General features: G+C 43.8%; 18 protein-coding genes. 8 read left to right on the top strand and 10 right to left on the bottom strand.

The window, feature by feature from the left end; translation table 11 throughout:
• The first annotated feature begins 20 nt into the window (after positions 1-20).
• The 3 genes from ACNQO6_RS16810 to blhA are packed head-to-tail and all read left to right on the top strand — an operon-like array spanning position 21 to position 2,531.
• Complete coding sequence (locus ACNQO6_RS16810; RefSeq protein ID WP_440209722.1) at positions 21-1,469, top strand: leucyl aminopeptidase; 1,449 nt, start codon at positions 21-23, stop codon at positions 1,467-1,469.
• The gene (locus ACNQO6_RS16805) at positions 1,462-1,869 is read left to right on the top strand and encodes a DNA polymerase III subunit chi (protein ID WP_005281060.1); all 408 of its coding nucleotides are present in this window, start codon (positions 1,462-1,464) and stop codon (positions 1,867-1,869) included. Before ACNQO6_RS16810 ends, ACNQO6_RS16805 begins: the two co-directional genes overlap by 8 nt.
• Positions 1,870-1,904: 35 nt before the next feature.
• Entirely contained in the window at positions 1,905-2,531 is a 627-nt protein-coding gene (blhA, locus tag ACNQO6_RS16800; RefSeq protein WP_440209721.1) for a cell division protein BlhA, read from the top strand.
• 43 nt (positions 2,532-2,574) lie between these two features.
• Here the strand turns inward: blhA and ACNQO6_RS16795 are convergent, their stop codons facing one another.
• The 7 genes from ACNQO6_RS16795 to glnK all read right to left on the bottom strand — a co-directional run bounded on the left by ACNQO6_RS16795 (position 2,575) and on the right by glnK (position 9,425).
• A complete protein-coding gene (locus ACNQO6_RS16795; RefSeq protein WP_004773951.1) occupies positions 2,575-3,234 on the bottom strand; it encodes a riboflavin synthase in 660 nt (219 codons plus the stop codon).
• Positions 3,235-3,383: 149 nt separating this feature from the next.
• Positions 3,384-4,223 carry an MIP/aquaporin family protein gene (locus tag ACNQO6_RS16790; protein ID WP_440209720.1) on the bottom strand — a complete coding sequence of 280 codons (840 nt, stop codon included), beginning with the start codon at positions 4,221-4,223 and terminating at the stop codon, positions 3,384-3,386.
• A gap of 381 nt (positions 4,224-4,604) precedes the next feature.
• Positions 4,605-5,897 (bottom strand): DNA adenine methylase, encoded by a 1,293-nt coding sequence (locus tag ACNQO6_RS16785; RefSeq protein ID WP_004773949.1) that lies wholly within the window; start codon positions 5,895-5,897, stop codon positions 4,605-4,607.
• A complete protein-coding gene (gene ribD, locus ACNQO6_RS16780; RefSeq protein WP_440209719.1) occupies positions 5,894-6,994 on the bottom strand; it encodes a bifunctional diaminohydroxyphosphoribosylaminopyrimidine deaminase/5-amino-6-(5-phosphoribosylamino)uracil reductase RibD in 1,101 nt (366 codons plus the stop codon). Before ribD ends, ACNQO6_RS16785 begins: the two co-directional genes overlap by 4 nt.
• A 12-nt stretch (positions 6,995-7,006) precedes the next feature.
• Entirely contained in the window at positions 7,007-7,471 is a 465-nt protein-coding gene (gene nrdR / locus ACNQO6_RS16775; RefSeq protein WP_150957090.1) for a transcriptional regulator NrdR, read from the bottom strand.
• A 136-nt stretch (positions 7,472-7,607) separates the two neighbouring features.
• Positions 7,608-9,017 (bottom strand): ammonium transporter, encoded by a 1,410-nt coding sequence (locus ACNQO6_RS16770; RefSeq protein WP_440209718.1) that lies wholly within the window; start codon positions 9,015-9,017, stop codon positions 7,608-7,610.
• Between the two features lie 69 nt (positions 9,018-9,086).
• Positions 9,087-9,425 carry a P-II family nitrogen regulator gene (gene glnK, locus ACNQO6_RS16765; protein ID WP_004656379.1) on the bottom strand — a complete coding sequence of 113 codons (339 nt, stop codon included), beginning with the start codon at positions 9,423-9,425 and terminating at the stop codon, positions 9,087-9,089.
• A 276-nt stretch (positions 9,426-9,701) separates the two neighbouring features.
• Here glnK and ACNQO6_RS16760 point away from each other — a divergent pair, with 276 nt between their 5' ends.
• The 3 genes from ACNQO6_RS16760 to ACNQO6_RS16750 all read left to right on the top strand — a co-directional run bounded on the left by ACNQO6_RS16760 (position 9,702) and on the right by ACNQO6_RS16750 (position 12,425).
• Positions 9,702-9,929, top strand: a complete 228-nt coding sequence (locus tag ACNQO6_RS16760; RefSeq protein WP_343581812.1) for an accessory factor UbiK family protein — start codon at positions 9,702-9,704, stop codon at positions 9,927-9,929.
• 69 nt (positions 9,930-9,998) lie between these two features.
• Positions 9,999-11,486, top strand: a complete 1,488-nt coding sequence (locus ACNQO6_RS16755; protein ID WP_440209717.1) for a YifB family Mg chelatase-like AAA ATPase — start codon at positions 9,999-10,001, stop codon at positions 11,484-11,486.
• A gap of 174 nt (positions 11,487-11,660) precedes the next feature.
• The gene (locus ACNQO6_RS16750) at positions 11,661-12,425 is read left to right on the top strand and encodes a sulfite exporter TauE/SafE family protein (RefSeq protein ID WP_440209716.1); all 765 of its coding nucleotides are present in this window, start codon (positions 11,661-11,663) and stop codon (positions 12,423-12,425) included.
• Between the two features lie 122 nt (positions 12,426-12,547).
• On the opposite strand, the gene ACNQO6_RS16745 is transcribed toward ACNQO6_RS16750, so the two are convergent.
• Positions 12,548-13,360, bottom strand: coding sequence for a TorF family putative porin (locus ACNQO6_RS16745; protein ID WP_440209715.1), 813 nt, complete (start codon positions 13,358-13,360; stop codon positions 12,548-12,550).
• A 738-nt stretch (positions 13,361-14,098) separates the two neighbouring features.
• Between ACNQO6_RS16745 and ACNQO6_RS16740 the strand changes: the two genes are divergently transcribed.
• Complete coding sequence (locus tag ACNQO6_RS16740; protein WP_440209714.1) at positions 14,099-15,394, top strand: OprD family outer membrane porin; 1,296 nt, start codon at positions 14,099-14,101, stop codon at positions 15,392-15,394.
• Positions 15,395-15,493: 99 nt separating this feature from the next.
• Here ACNQO6_RS16740 and ppa read toward each other — a convergent pair whose 3' ends face one another.
• A complete protein-coding gene (gene ppa, locus ACNQO6_RS16735) occupies positions 15,494-16,021 on the bottom strand; it encodes an inorganic diphosphatase (RefSeq protein WP_440209713.1) in 528 nt (175 codons plus the stop codon).
• A gap of 114 nt (positions 16,022-16,135) precedes the next feature.
• Positions 16,136-16,534 (bottom strand): MAPEG family protein, encoded by a 399-nt coding sequence (locus ACNQO6_RS16730; RefSeq protein WP_324621907.1) that lies wholly within the window; start codon positions 16,532-16,534, stop codon positions 16,136-16,138.
• A gap of 150 nt (positions 16,535-16,684) precedes the next feature.
• On the opposite strand from ACNQO6_RS16730, the gene ACNQO6_RS16725 reads away from it, so the two are divergent.
• Positions 16,685-17,077, top strand: a complete 393-nt coding sequence (locus ACNQO6_RS16725) for a hypothetical protein (protein WP_343581043.1) — start codon at positions 16,685-16,687, stop codon at positions 17,075-17,077.
• Positions 17,078-17,094 lie beyond the last annotated feature (17 nt).

The raw sequence follows: 17,094 nt of genomic DNA, 5'->3' as shown, positions 1-17,094 counted from the left end.
CATTAGGTTCTATACAAACAATGAAATTTACACTTCAAAACGCATTCCCAACTCAGGCGTCTAGCGAATCTTTGTGGATTTTGGTTGATTCAGAACAATTACAACAGAACTTAAATACTTATCAAATCAACCATCTAGATGACATTCTTAACGCAACCCAATACAAAGCCGGTTTTAACGACAACTTGCCCCTGATCGCCAATATCTCTGTGCAGGCCAATGCACAATTATTAGGGCTTGGAAAAAGTGATGAGTTAAAAGCGACAAAATTAGCAAAACTCGCACAAAGCATTATCAAATCATCACAAAATAAATTTAAACAAATTAGTGTCGATCTTTCAGCGCTTCCTGCCGATTTACACCCCCTCTTTGTCTTGAGCCTTACGCAAGCGGCTTATGGCTATGACGAGTTTAAGTCGAAAAAGAATGAGTTCGTGCTAGACACCATTCACCTGATTGCCAGCCAGACCCCATTAGATGAAGCACAGTTAAAGCTGATTCATGCGGTTCAGTCGGGTCAAAACTTTGCGCGTGATCTGGGGAACCGTCCTGGAAATATCTGTTTCCCTGAGTACCTTGCAGATCAGGCGCTTGCGCTAGCCAAGCAATATCCAGACGTATTAAAAGTCACTGTACTGGATGAGCAGCAAATGGCGGATCTGGGCATGTATGCCTTCCTTGCCGTGAGCAAAGGCTCAGATCGTCCGGGTCGTATCGTTACTCTTGAATACAATGCCCAGATTGATCAAGCCCCTGTGGTACTGGTCGGCAAAGGTGTGACTTTTGATACAGGCGGTATTTCATTAAAACCAGGCTTGGGCATGGATGAAATGAAATTTGATATGTGCGGCGCAGCTTCTGTTCTTGGTACCATTCAGGCACTCTGTGAAGCCCAATTGCCTATTCATGTGGTGGGTGCAATTGCCGCTGCAGAAAATATGCCATCTGCTCATGCCACCCGTCCTGGTGACATCGTCACCACCATGAGCGGACAAACTGTAGAAATTCTGAATACCGATGCAGAAGGCCGTCTGGTCCTGTGTGATACCTTGACCTATATCAAACGCTTTAACCCTGCCCTTGTGATTGATATTGCAACACTTACAGGTGCATGTGTGGTTGCGCTGGGTAAAGTGGTCAGTGGTTTATTCACACCAGATGATGAGCTTGCACAAGACTTACAACAGGCGGGTGAACAGTCACTTGACCGTGTCTGGCGTATGCCGGTCATGGAGGAGTATCAAGAATTACTCGACTCACCTTTTGCCGATATTGCCAATATTGGTGGGCCGTACGGTGGTGCCATCACGGCGGCTTGCTTCCTCGAACGTTTTACCCGTGACTATCGCTGGGCGCATCTTGATGTCGCTGGTACAGCGTGGTTATCAGGTACTGCTAAAGGTGCAACAGGCCGCCCGGTTCCATTATTGATGCAATTCCTGGCTAATCGTGTTCAAGCGAATGGCTAAAATCAGTTTTTATCTCTTTGAAAACAGTCAGGAACGGCAAGTCGAAAGTGCTTGCCGTTTGTGTCGCAAGATTCTGAATCAGCATCCTCATATCTGGTGGTACTGTGCTGATCCAGACTTGCAAAATGAACTGGATGAACTGCTCTGGAGCTTTGATCCACAAAGTTTCATTGCGCACGGGATTGACCAGCCACATAGCCCAGTGTGTATTTCAAAAGATTTACCCCCCTCCAATGATTGGATCGTGTTTAATTTTAACAATCATGCACTTGAACAAACTCAAGATTTTCGCCACATTATCGAAATTATTGAAAATAATGAAACTGCGAAACAGATTGGGCGGGAAAAATTTAAACTGTATCGACGGTTGGGCATAGAACCTCGTACATTTAAATTATAAATTGGCGATAAAAAACATCATTTTAGGAGTGTCTTGTGGCATTAAATGTAGGTCAGGATTTTAAAAAACGCTGGTTAAATGCACCTGAGGCGGTTCGTCAGACCTATCAGGAAGATTTAGCACGTATCTGTGATCTGTTATTACCACAAACCTCGATTCAAAGCTGGACGCAAAATGAAGAGAACGCGCAACAGCGGTCTCAACAACGCATTGATCAAGCTTATGCCGATTTAAAGGCTGAGTTACTGGAACAGGCCCGTATTCGTAAACAGCTGGCGCTGGAAAAAGCACTGGCAGAAAAACGTGCAGCTGAAGCCGCCTATGCAGCCCAGTTACAAGCGGATGAGGTACGTCAGTTTGAGCAGCAAACCGAGAATCTTGTTGCCTTACGTGGTCATATCGATCAGGAAATTGCGCAACAGACCGAACGCTATCAAACCAATCCGGAACAGCCAAGCATTGATTATGCACGTGGTCAGCGCGTGAACATTGATGATCAGCAAATTCTATCGGAACTGGAAAGTGTTCGGGTCCGTCTTGAACTCGAAGCAGAAGAACTGATTGAACAGGCGGTGACCGTGTTCCGTGCCAAACTGCACGCCTTAGCACAAGATGAAATTGGTTATATCTTGAAAAACAGTGAATTTTCAGACGAAAAATAATAAAAAAGCCCAGTTTGAACTGGGCTTTTTTAGGTTTGATCTTTTATTTTAAGAAACCGTTTTCAGCCAAAAAAGCCATACTGATATTCGATTCGGTTTTTTGCTCAGCCGCCTTATCACCGAGCAACAAACGTTCGATATAACGTGCCAGTACATCCACTTCCAGATTCACTTTGCTTCCCACCTGCCAAGTGCCAATATTGGTACGTTCAGCGGTATGCGGAATCAGATTCAGGCTCAGAATATTACCACGTAAATGGTTAATGGTCAGGCTAATGCCGTCGACGGTGACCGAGCCTTTTTCTGCCAGATATTTAGCCAACTCAACAGGTGCTGTTACTTCAAAATACAAAGAACGGGCATCTTCGCGAACCAGGGTAATCTCACCTAGCCCATCGACATGACCACTGACAATATGTCCGCCAAAACGTGTGGTCGGTAACATCGCTTTTTCAACATTGACCGCCTGACCGACTTTCCATTGTCCGAGTGTGGTACGGTTCAGACTTTCGCGGGAAACATCTGCCGCATACCAGTTCTCGCCCCACTCAATCACAGTCAGACAAATGCCATTGGTGGCAATCGAATCCCCCAGATGTACATCAGACATGTCCAGATCCGTCTGGATACGTAGACGAACATCACCGCCTACACTTTGTAGGCTCTCAACCTTACCTAAACTTTCAATAATGCCTGTAAACATGGGAGTTTCAACCTATCTTTATTGCAGTGTCTGCCACAGTGAATCAGATACCTTAAAGCAAAGAACCCGAGATAACAAGGCATCCCCAAAGCAAATAAAAAGGGCGATCATCTGACCACCCTCTTTCTACACATGATTGAATCATGCATTTATTGCATTTCAGAGACTTGCTGATCTGTTGGGTCTTTGGTTGCAACCTGATTCTTGATCAGGAAATGGCTAAAGAATAATTTATAGCCCAACACACCTAAGCATGCACCTACGATCGGTGCAATAATGGGTACGATGAAATAAGGAATATCACGACCGCCAGTAAAGGCAACAGGGCCCCAACCTGAGAAATAAGCCACGATTTTCGGGCCAAAATCACGGGCAGGATTCATGGCAAAGCCGGTTAATGGGCCAAAAGAAGCACCAATCACGGCCACCAGCAAACCCACCAGAATCGGCGCCAAAGCACCACGCGGCAAGCCATTGCTGTCATCGCCAATCGCCATAATCAGCCACAGCAACAACATGGTAATAAACATTTCCACCATGAACGCCTGACCCAGCGATAATAGGTGATGCGGATAAGTTGAGAAAATTCCAGCCAGTTCCAGACTTTCGACACTGCCCCGTACCATGTGATGGGTCTGTTCATAATCTACAAACAGATTGCTATATAAGCCATAGACCAGCAAAGCCCCTGTCGCAGCCCCCGCCACTTGAGCAATGATATAAAATGGGACTTTACGTTTATCAAAGCCAGCGAATAACGCTAGGGCGATGGTCACGGCAGGATTTAGATGAGCCCCAGAAATACCTGCCGACAAATAGACAGCCAATGCAACGGCCAAGCCCCATACAATGCTGATTTCCCACAGACCTAAACTTGCGCCTGCAAGCTTAAGTGCAGCCACCACACCAATACCAAACGATAAAAAAATTGCGGTAGCAAAATATTCGGCTACACATTGCCCCAATAAGGTGGGTTCCGAGCGACTCATAACAACCTCTCTTGGTCATCGCTGCAAATAGGCAAGACCCTAAATTAAGCTCGGCAAACTATATTTATTTTTGAAACGGGTCAATATGGTTTGGTAGTTTTTTAAACGATTGGTCAAAAGATTTTTCTTCAAAAAACACCTCTAAAACCAACTAATAAGCTGACCAAAATACAACTCAATCATCTGTTTTTACTTATTTTTATAAAATTATGATCATTTTTTGCAGTAGCGCCAGCCCAACAGTCCAATCCAGTAAAGATGCGAGATATTTACCATAAAAACAGACACTTATCACATAAACCGATTTTATTTATCTAATTATCCGATTTAACAAAAAAACTGAATACAAAAACACCACTTTTAAAAGTGGTGTCCTGTATTTTACCAAAGTGCCAGTTGGGTACTGTTCCCTGTGGTATCGACTCCGCCCAGTTCAGCAAAGTGATATAACTGCCCTAACAACTGTCGTAACGGCGGTCCTGACTTGGCATGTGTATCGGTAATCACGATAAATTCCAGTACCCGTGCCCGTTCAGACTGACGCTGTTTACTCACGCGATAACGCGGTACATCCTGAGTCAGCAAAGTCACCTTACCGCGCTTTAAATTGGCGGTCAGCAAGTCTTTGGGCTCGATATTTCCATCGGTCGAGTAACTGGTCAAAATGTAACGCGCATTGATGGTTTCCAATAACTTTTCATAAGCCTCTTTGGCATATTTAGAAGAGTTATAAGGACTTGGGCGCTCTTTACGCCATGCCCGATCAATCCCGCTTTTAAAGCCTTTGGTATCCGGTGAAGGTAAATCGACCTGATCCCATAAAGTCAAGGCATTGAGAACGTGATAGTTACTGCTATAGGCATGCTGGTTATAAGGCGGATCCAGATAAGCCACATCGACTTCGAAACCACTCATCTGGTTGGCGAGATGCTGGGCATCGACACACCACATTTCTGCCGCAGGCCGTTTAGGATCACCGATCTCGCAGAAACGGCTAGGTGTCAGCCACAACAAGGATTCGATCCGTTCCAGCGCGGTTTGGGTACGTCCGCCCCAGCCCTGATGGAAACTTTTAAAAACACCACTGGTATTACTGACAAAGCTTGCCGAATACAGTAACGGCGCCAGTAAGGCACTCATTTCCACATCATTAATTGCACCCTGTGCCTGCCAGGTAGCAATCTGCTGACGAATCGCATCAATACGCATGCCGTTACGGCGTTTGAAGAATAGGCGGTCACGTGCAGGATCATACACATCATCATTACGCGGGCATAGATTATGCGTGACCCAGCCTTTGACTTCAGGCAAGCGGTTCAGATAATCGATGGCTTTTTGGTAGCCCCCCAATTCTTTAAATGCAGGTGCATCAACACACGCCAGAATCGCATGATTCAGCGCATGGCTATACGGCTCCCAGTCGTTGGCAATCACACGATAGCCATTCTGGCGGGCCAAACGTGAAACCACTCCACTGCCTGCAAAAAAATCCGCAAAAATCGGTGGATTCTTTTTCTTGCTATTCAGTGTGCCTGTAATCTCAAGCGCTTCTAAAATCAGATGTAGAAGTCGACGCTTATTCCCGAGATAAGGAACTAACTGATGAAAAAGATATTCGTCAGTCGTACGGGCCGCATGACGACGTTTGTGATAAACCGATGGTTCTGGATTCATATCAACTCTTGGATAGGGAGCAATCTCAGGCGAATGTCTTGCCCGAGTTGGGTTACATCGACCAACTCAAATCGTCGTTGTTCTGCCATTGTGCTCAATTCAGCATTGAACATCGCACGGGCAGATTGACCAAGTAAAGTGGGTGCAACATAACTAATCATTTCATCAACCAAACCTTGCTGTAAAAAGGCGGTGGATAAAGTTGCACCTGCCTCAACCAATACATCATAAATTTGGTATTGTTGAGATAAGGTCTGCAATAATTGATTTAAAGGTTGCGGTGTCAATTGTATCACGCCTAAATCGGCAAGTTCTTGACGAAATGGTGTCATCACCATTACGGTTTCAGGATTTTGCAACATCTTGGCAGACAAGGGCAGTTGCCCTTGGCGATCTAACACGATTCGTTTCGGCTGTACTACTGTCGAAACATCAACATCTTTCAAAGTACGGACATTTAACTCGCAATCATCTGCCAGCACGGTTTGGATGCCTGTGATCACGGCACCTGAAATTGCACGCCAATGCTGGACATCCTGACGCGCCTCAGTCCCTGTAATCCACTTGGACTCACCCGAAGCCATGGCAGTACGCCCATCAAGACTCGAGGCCACTTTTAAACGGACATAAGGCAAACCGGTCGACATGGCTTTTAAAAAGCCAAAGTTGAGGGTTTTTGCCTCCTCGACACAAATCCCTGTCACAACTTCAATGCCGGCATTTTGCAAGATCTGCACGCCCTTACCCGCCACCAGCGGATTGGGATCCGAACAGGCCACCACCACCTTCTTGACCTGCGCTTTCACCAATGCTTCGGCACAAGGGGGTGTTCGACCATAATGGGCACAGGGTTCCAAAGTTACATAAGCGATTGCATCCTTGGCATGGTCACCCGCCTGCCGCAGGGCAAAGACTTCTGCATGGGGCTGACCTGCTTTAGGGTGATAACCTTCCCCGATCAGTTGTCCATCTTTGACAATGACACAACCCACATTTGGATTTGGCTTGGTTGAATATCGTCCAAGTCGCGCCAGTGCAATGGCACGTTGCATCCAATACTGCTGTGCGGATAAATGATCTTGGGTTAACTCAGCCATGATTTCTCTAATTTAGTTGTCATTTTCGCGTTGTTGCATTTGTTCAATCTGCTGACGAAAAGCATCGACATCCTGAAAATCCTGATATACAGAAGCAAATCGTACATATGCTACATGATCGAGCGCAAACAGCGCCTGCATCACGATTTCACCAATCGTTCTGGACTTCACATCCCGCTCACCCAAACGGCGAATATGCGACTGAATATCGCTGAGTACGGTTTCAATCTGTTCTTGGGTTACAGGACGTTTCTGTAAAGCATGCATCAAGGAGCGACGTAATTTTGCTTCATCAAATGGCTCATTTTTACCATCCGATTTGATCACACGTGGCATCACCACATCATAACTTTCAAATGTTGTAAAACGCTCACCACAAATGACACACTCACGACGACGACGAATCTGGCACCCTTCGGCGGCCAGACGGGAGTCGATCACTTTACTGTCAGCAGCGTTACAAAATGGACAATGCATAGTTGCGCGATTATTTAATCTCTTTGCCTAAGTGTAGCAAAGTTTCTTCAATTGCAGAACCACGGCTCTAGAAGCATAAAAAAACAGCCTCTACTGAAGCAGAGACTGTTTTGTATCAAGAGAAGTTTCTTATTAATTATTCAATACGTTCGCCATGTTGACTCAAGTCAAGGCCCATACGCTCATCATCAGCACTAACACGGATCCCGATCACCAGATCAACCACTTTCAGAATAATGAAAGTCACGATTGCACTGTAAGCGATGGTTGCCAACACACCCTCGATTTGCACCCACAATTGGCCTGCAAAAGTTGGTGCGAGTGCAACGTTCGCAGCTTTGATGATTTCATCGCTATAGAAGATGCCTGTCAGAATCGCGCCAACGATACCACCCACCGCATGTAGACCGAATGCATCCAAGGCATCATCCGCTTTAAGCAGGCGTTTCAATGCGGTAATTCCCCAGAAACACACCACACCACCGATGAGTCCCATAATTAATGCGCCACCGACACCCACGAAACCAGCAGCAGGTGTAATCACCACTAATCCCGCAACTGCACCCGATGCACCACCCAATACTGAGGCTTTACCACGAATCACACGTTCAACAATCAGCCAAGAGAAGGCAGCAGCCGCGGCAGCAACTTGTGTCACCAGAATCGCCATACCTGCACGTGCACCCGCACCTAAAGCACTACCGCCGTTAAAGCCAAACCAGCCGACCCAGATCAGGCTTGCACCAATCACGGTTAAGGTCAGGTTATGTGGCGCCATTGATTCACGGCCCAGACCTGTACGTTTACCTAACATATACGCCGCAACCAGACCCGCAACACCCGCATTGATATGGACAACGGTACCACCGGCAAAATCTAACGCGCCTGCTTTGAATAACCAGCCATCTGCGGCCCAGACCCAGTGTGTAATCGGAGCATAAACCAGAATCACCCAAACTGCGATAAAGGCCATAAATGCAGAATACTTCATACGGTCAGCGATTGAACCACTAATAATGGCAACCGTAATGATGGCAAAGGTCATTTGGAAAATAACGAACAGGCTTTCAGGAACGGTACCCGTCAAGGCATCGAAGGCTACGCCATTCAGCACGGCTTTAGCGAGATCACCGACATAAGCACCTGTGCCAGAGAAGGCCAGAGAATAACCGACCGTCACCCAGATCAGGGTCACAAGAATCGCTGCAGAAAGACTGAACATCATGGTACTGAGTACGTTTTTCTTACGCACCATACCACCATAGAATAAGGCTAAGCCGGGAATGGTCATCAACAGCACCAAGGCAGTTGAAACAAGAACCCATGCGGTATCACCGGTATCCACCTTTGCGGTCGCAGCAGGTGCTGGTGTTGCTTCCACAGGAGCTGGCGCTTCTGCTGCAACAATTTCTGTTGATGCAGTTGTGGTATCAACTGCTACAGCGTGTTCAGCTACAGGTGTTGAAACAGCATCTTCTGCCCAAACCACCGCTGAACCACCTAAGAGTGCGCCAGATAGACTGAGCGCCATAAGCATTTTTTTCATTCGTGTCCCCCAACCTGATTTCGCGAGCTATTGCTATACTTTTAATAGCTCAGCAAAGTTTGTGCCAACTTAGACAGCATCTGGCCCAGTCTCGCCCGTACGGATACGGATCACTTGCTCTAAATTGGTCACAAAAATTTTGCCATCACCAATTTTGCCTGTGCTTGCGACACGAGTAATCGACTCAATCACGGCATCAACCATTTCATCACTAATTGCAATTTCAATCTTTACTTTTGGTAAGAAATCAACCACATACTCTGCACCACGGTACAATTCTGTGTGACCTTTTTGACGTCCGAAACCTTTGACTTCAGTTACGGTAATCCCTTGAACACCAATCTCCGAAAGTGCTTCACGCACATCATCCAGTTTGAATGGTTTTACAATTGCAGTTACAAGCTTCATGTTTGTTTTCCTTCGGCTTATTTTCACCAGTAAGGTTTTATGTTCAATTTTCATGCCAATATTTAAAGGTTGGGGGTTTTTTAAATATCGGACATAAGCTTTCTTTATAACCTATTTAGCCTTGAAGATGTAGATCGTCCATCGAAAATAAGTATCATTTGCTCCTGTTTCACTGGATTTATAAGTCACTCATCCTTCTGGCCCCAACTGTGCTAGAGGATTGCGACAAGCAGTGATACACTGAACAGCAAATATGCATAACTTATTGAGTCCCTTATGATTGAAACTCTTTTACAAGCAATTTTGCAGCAGGTCGATCAACCGAAAAAAGATTTAGAGAAAAATCTGCGTGCCTTATTAAATGAGAGCATCGAAAAACTAGATTTAGTTTCGAAACAAGAACTTGATCGTCAAAGAACGGCACTTGAGCTTGCTAATCAACGCTTGACTGAACTTCAGCAACAAATGAAAACACTGGAAGACGCGATTCAGAACAAAAAATGAGCACCAACTTGGTGCATTTTGCACCCCAGAATGATTAAAAATAAAGCACCATAATGGAACAATAACAACATGTCTTTTGCCAAGATCTACACCAGAGGGCTATTGGGACTACATGCCCCGCAGATTGAAGTTGAAGTCCACATTAGTTCAGGCCTTCCTTCCTTAACCATTGTGGGTTTGCCGGAAGCCGCTGTACGTGAAAGTAAAGATCGGGTACGTTCTGCGATTATCAACAGCGGTTTTCAATTCCCCACCAAACGCTTAACTATCAATTTAGCACCGGCCGATTTACCCAAAGATGGCTCCCGACTCGACTTACCAATTGCCTTGGGCATTCTGATTGCTTCCGGACAATTACCGGAACACAGTACCGAAGGCTTTGAATTTATAGGGGAGCTGGCACTTGATGGACATCTGCGTCCGACTTCAGGCGCATTAACGATTGCCATGGCTTGCCAGCAGGCTCAACATCGTTTGCTGCTGCCCTCTGGTAATCTGGACGAGGCAAATCAACTTCCCGATTTTGAAGTCTATGCCGCGCAACATTTACAAGAGGTGTGTGCACATTTTTCGGGCAACACCAAGCTGGTAGCTGCACCACAAAGGCCAAACTCAGCCACATCTGCCTATGCATTTGATCTTGCCGATGTAAAAGGACAGTTGCGCCCACGCCGTGCGCTGGAAATTGCCGCTGCGGGCGGACATTCTTTATTATTTAAAGGCCCACCGGGCACAGGTAAAACCTTATTGGCATCTCGCCTGCCTTCGATTTTACCGCCGCTCAATGCGCAGGAAAATCTAGAAGTCGCCAGTATTTATTCGGTAGCCAATGCCCCGCACAGTTTTGGCCAGCGTCCATTTAGAGCACCACACCATACCGCCTCAGCAATTGCGCTGGTCGGTGGCGGTTCCCAACCCAAGCCAGGTGAAATCACCTTAGCGCATCTGGGTGTTTTATTTTTAGATGAATTACCGGAATTTGACCGCAAGGTGCTGGAAGTATTACGTCAACCGTTGGAATCCAAGGAAATCGTGATTTCTCGTGCAGCACGGCAAATGACCTTTCCGGCGAATTTCCAGTTTATTGCAGCCATGAATCCTTGCCCATGCGGTTATGCCTTCAATCAGGACAGCCGGTGCCAATGTTCCCCGGAAAGTATTCAACGCTATCAAAACCGGATCTCTGGGCCATTGCTGGATCGTATTGATTTACATATTGATGTACCGCCGTTACAAGCCCAGGAGCTACAAGACCGCACACCAACCGAGAATTCTGCCAGTGTAAGACAACGCGTGATTACTGCTTACAACAAACAGATCCAGAGACAACAATGTTTAAATCAGGCGTTGTCACCGAAGTTACTGGAACAACATGCCCTGTTAGATGACAGTTCGACAAAAATTATTGAGATGGCACAGCAGCGTCTCAACCTGTCTGCACGTGCCTATCATCGTGTTTTACGTGTTGCACGCACCATTGCGGACTTAGCCGAAAGTGATCTGATCTCAAGCAGCCATTTAACCGAAGCGCTGTCCTATCGGGGCAATCAGAGCTAAGTTTTTCTTGTGACACCGCAACAAAAGTATCCATCGAAATGCGGGTACTTTTGTTAAGCATGATTTTAAAAATAAACAACAGAAGATGGAATCATCACGAGCAAGCTAGATCAATATTCCAGACAAGCAACCTGATCATTCCTCACTTAACAACTTTCTCGCGGGCTAGTGCTTATGACCTACGACACCGTGCTACTTAGCTTAGGATTCTTTACCTTCTGTGGTGGCCTGATTGATGCCGCAGTGGGTGGCGGCGGTTTAGTTCAAATCCCTGCGCTATTACATGCTTTACCTCAGCACAGTATGACCACGGTTTTGGGCACCAATAAACTGGCGGTATGGGCGGGTACTGTTTCCTCTATTTTTAGATATGTGAATAAAATTCAATTGGTCTGGAAGTTGCTCATCCCGACGATGTTATCAGCCTTTATCTTTGCCTTTGTGGGTGCAATGACTGTTGCACATATTCCCAAGCAATGGATGACCTATCTTGTATTCTTTTTGCTCATCTTCATGGCCGTTTACACCTTTCTCAAGAAGGACTTAGGCACCCATAACAGCTATGTGAACTGTGGAGCTAAAGAAATTGCTCTGGGAATCTTTTTTGGTGGACTCATCGGATTCTATGACGGTGTATTTGGGCCAGGGAGTGGCAGCTTCCTGTTATTCTTGTTTGTCAAAGGCTTTGGCTTTGATTTTCTCAACGCATCTGCATCAGCCAAGATTGTGAATATTGGCACCTTTAGTTCAGCACTTTTATTCTTTATCCCTACAGGTCATGTGCTGTGGGAAATCGGCTTAATGATTGCCGTCTGTAATGTCTTGGGCGCCTTCGTCGGTGTATTTCTGGCGCTCCGATACGGCAGTCAGTTTATTCGGTACTTTTTTCTGATTTTGCTCGTTTTTCTGATTGCACGTATGGGATCATCAATATTTTAGGCCGCAGCTCAAAATCTATGTAACAGTGCCGTATAGTATTTCTGCTTCAGGATACGGTCTGATCATAGCCACCAATGATAAAAGCCAGCATATTTACTGGCTTTTATATTCATGCAAGATCATCAGAAGCTTTTGGTTAGGCTAAATAGAATACCGGTATCATAGGGTTTCTTTTGTCCATCGGTCATACCCGATTTACTGATGTTGGTTCCGACCACATCGACCTCAGCCAGAATACCCAGGAAATTATAATTTACGCCTAGTTTATAATCGACATAATTATCATCCTTGCCAGGTCCGCCAGCAACGACACTTAAAGCATCGGCATTCTTCAACTTATTGTAACCAACCGATGCAAGACCGGTTAAGCCTGTATCAGCAATTGGAGCAGAATATCCTAAATTAAAATACCAGAAATCATCACTTCGACCCCAGTAATCTGGTGAATAGTTTACCCCTACACTCAGTGCGTCGCCTGCAAAAATAGTTTCAGGGAAGGTTAATTTTCCGAATACTTCGGTAAAGGCCAAGCCTTTTTTACCATTATAACTATTTGTATAATTTGACTTAGATCCAATATAACCATAATGGATAACACCGACGTCATAAACTGGCTTAATTTTATCTGTCAATGCAAAGCTATTGGTAAAACCTAAGGTCGCATCCGTTTCAGATGAAACACCCGGGATACCGAAGTCAACACTTGATCCCCAGAGTGCCAAATAAGCGCCTGAAGTATGTGAAAACGTAAAACCACCTTGAATAGCAGGGTTATTTGAAGATTGCGTCACTCCACGGAAACGATAGTCTGTTGTAGCAGAGACATTGCCAGAAGCTGTTACCCCATAAAATGAAGGCTTATCTTCTGCCATCGCGAAAGATGAAGTCACAGCACAAATACTCAACACGATCGCCTTACATGCAAATTTCATCATCTTGATCTCCCCCATAATGGATATTCGACTGATTTAAATTTTAAATTGCATCACATAGTCATTAGCAATTGCTGTGCCAACTCCATTTAAGCCCCTATTCAGCCTAGTTTTCCCTGATAAAGTCCCTTTACTTACGTTTTTTCGATGTCCAAGCGAGTCCCTCGCCAAAATCCATTGAGTTTGTGACCTATTTAGACGCGCTCATCTATTAAAGATTATTTTTTGCACAAAAAGGAGGCATTTCCTGAAACACAAAACTGCTTAAATTGCTTAAAATATAGGCATTCCGTTATAAAAACAGGATGTGGTCCATAAAAGTGCATAACTAAAAACTTAAATCCATATGAATAAATGTAACTTTTAGATTGGTCAGTCACTGTCATTCGTCGGGATGTCATTTTTTGCAAATCAACCTGAATACTTTTTAAACAAAGAAAAAATAAATATTTAAAATAAAAGAAAAAATAGCTCAATAAATCACATAGTTTCATTCAAATTAATCAAAAAATAATCAGATTATTTTACATCCAAAATAAACAATATTATTTTTTAAAATCAACAATTTAAATATTAAATGTGTATTTTTTAAACGACAAATAAATCATAAAATTTTATAAGTATTTTATTTAAAAATAATTAAATTTTTTTAATAAAAATCTATCTTTTTTATGCATAACTTATACAATTGATCAAAATTTCGGTCTTATCCCAAATTTATTATTTCTAATGAGGCGAGCTATGCCAAAGGCAAAGAAACTTACTTTAGCGGTTTTGATTAATGCCGCGTTAATTACCTCAACATATGCAAGCGAACAAAGCGAAGCAAAAGGACTTGTTGAAGATGCCAAAGGGGATATTTTATTCCGTACTGGTTATTTAAATCGTGACAAAAAGAATGGTGTCAAAGACACTAGCTCATATGCTCAGACGGCAATGGTGAAACTGGAAACTGGTTTTACTCAAGGTTTAGTTGGCTTTGGCGCTGGTGTGATCGGCGATGGCTCTTTTAAGTTAGGTTCAAACAATAATGCTGGTAACGGCATGATCCCACGCGAACGCCTAAATGGTGTAGATGGTAAAGGTGACACATATGATCACTGGGCACGTGGCGGCGGTTTTGTAAAAGCACGAATCTCGAATACAACTGTGACTTATGGTACACAGGTTCTTGATATTCCTGTTTTAGCAAGTAACACAGCGCGTTTGGTACCTGAATATTTTGAAGGTGTATTGGCAACCAGTCGTGAGATTGATGGCTTAGAATTAACTGCGGGTAAATTCACTAAGGATCAGTACTCTGACCAAATCAATACTGATGGCCGCAAACTTGATCGTGCCGTGGTTTGGGGTGCAAAATACAAATTTGATGATAACTTGAGTGCATCTTACTTTGGCTTAGACAGCAAGGATAAGCTCGATCGTCATTATGTCAATGCCAACTACAAACAACCCTTGAATCAAGAAGGTAGTGCGCTGACTTATGACTTAAGTGCTTACCATACCAAATGGGATGAAAAAGCGAGCACTTATTCAAGTACGACGGATGACTTGTCTAATCGTAAAAATACCATTTGGGCGCTTTCTACAACCTATAACACAGGTCCACACAGTGTGATGCTGGCTTACCAGCAGAATAATGGTAATACTGGCTATGATTACGGCGAGAACGCTGATGGCGCTCAAAGTATCTATTTGCCAAACTCTTACCTATCTGACTTTATTGGTAATAGCGAAAAATCTGCGCAATTACAATATAACGTCGACTTTGGTGGTTATGGGGTTCCTGGCTTAAGCTGGACCACCGCCTATGTTTATGGTTGGGATATCAAGGTTAAGAATTTGACTGATAATGCACATGAACGCGAATTCTTTAACCAAGTGAAATACACCGTTCAATCTGGTTTTGCTAAAGATGCGAGTTTACGTTTACGCCACTCGTATTACCGTGCAAGTGATGAATATCAAACAAATGCCTACATTGGTGACACCAACGAATGGCGTATCTGGCTTGATATTCCTGTGAAATTATTCTAATTCACAGTTGATCAAGCAATAAAAAAACTCCATTCAAATGAATGGAGTTTTTTTATGACCAGATTTTAAAAATTTAAAACCTGGCCAAGCAGTTCAAAGTTACTTTTTAGCCGCTTCGATTGCTTTAAGTACTTCAGCTTTAGCAACGTCAGCACCTTCCCAACCACTGATTTTTACCCACTTACCAGGTTCTAAATCTTTATAGTGTGCAAAGAAGTGCTCAATTTGACTGATCAATAATGGCGGAAGATCCGTATATTCTTGAACATCTTTATAAAGTGGAGATAATTTTTCGTGTGGAACAGCGATCAATTTCGCATCGATACCACCATCATCTTCCATTTTTAATTTGCCCACTGGACGGCAACGAATCACAGAACCAGCAGCAACAGGATGTGGAGTTACAACAAGTACGTCTAATGGATCACCATCTTCAGACAAAGTATTTGGTACATAACCGTAGTTTGCTGGGTAGAACATTGCTGTACCCATGAAACGGTCTACAAATAACGCATCTGAATCTTTATCGATTTCGTATTTGATTGGGGCTGCATTTGCAGGAATTTCGATAATGACATAAATGTCATTTGGTGCGTCTTTACCCGCAGGAATATTGCTATAACTCATATCAACACTCGTTTATATTGTGAAGTAGATGTAAATCGGACAGATTATAACGTGAATACAGCGAAAATGATGCTATATATGTAGCGAGCTGGCGAATTTTATAGCCAGCTATCATCAGGTCATTTTGACGGTAATCACGAACAGTAAAATCGGACAAAGTAGCGAGAAAAACCAGATGATTGAACGTAATGTGGCCAGATTGGCTAAATAGCAAATACCGTAAATAATACGAAAGACAATATATGCCCAGCCGAAAGTCAAAATAAAGCGTTCAGGAACCACCATATATTCCGCCATCAGAATCGCAGCAATAAACAAAGGGAGACTTTCAAAGCTATTTTGTTGTACCGCATTTGCCCGTGCTGACAGCCCTGTTGTTTTCGCTAAAAAATCACGAGGATTCTGATTATCTTTTGCTTGAAAACCACCTTTTGATTTTGCAATCAAGGTAAAAACATACGGCAACAAACATGCGACGATAATAATCAATATAATGCCGCTAATACCTTGCATGCTGACATCCATCATTTGAAGTTCTTCTGATCATGCTATCATAACTTATAATTTATTGAACTTTCATGTGTGCTTGTTCAACAAGCGTTTCTTTTACACCCATTATTTGTGTAAAAGTTGTGTTTTTTCATACTGTTTTAAGGTCAACCTATGTCGCAGCCAGATCAAAAAGAAATGTTTGAGGTCCTCGCTCAACAACGCCAGCACCAGCAATTGGTTGATCGTGTACTCAAGATCGTATTACCGATCATGGCATTTCTCCTCAGTGTAATTTGTGCAAATCTGAATTGGCAATCTACACTCGGTACTTTTGTGATTCTGATCGTTGCATTTTATGCAGTTGGTATTTATCGCCTGACGCTTTGGCACTGGTTGACCGTCATTGTGCTGTATGCCGTTGCAGACAATTATTTTAGCTTTAATGGCATTGATCCGACCCGATTACGATTCCAGCTAGCGACCATGGTCGTTTTTGTAGGGATTGTAGGGATTGGTCGACCTTATATTGACCGCTGGTTGATGAAATCAAAAGCTTCAAAATAAATCCAATAAAAAAAAAC

The organism is Acinetobacter calcoaceticus (genome assembly GCF_051947995.1).
GTDB lineage: Bacteria > Pseudomonadota > Gammaproteobacteria > Pseudomonadales > Moraxellaceae > Acinetobacter.
Note: the sequence above shows the minus strand (reverse complement) of the source record. Positions and strands in the feature narration are given on the sequence as shown.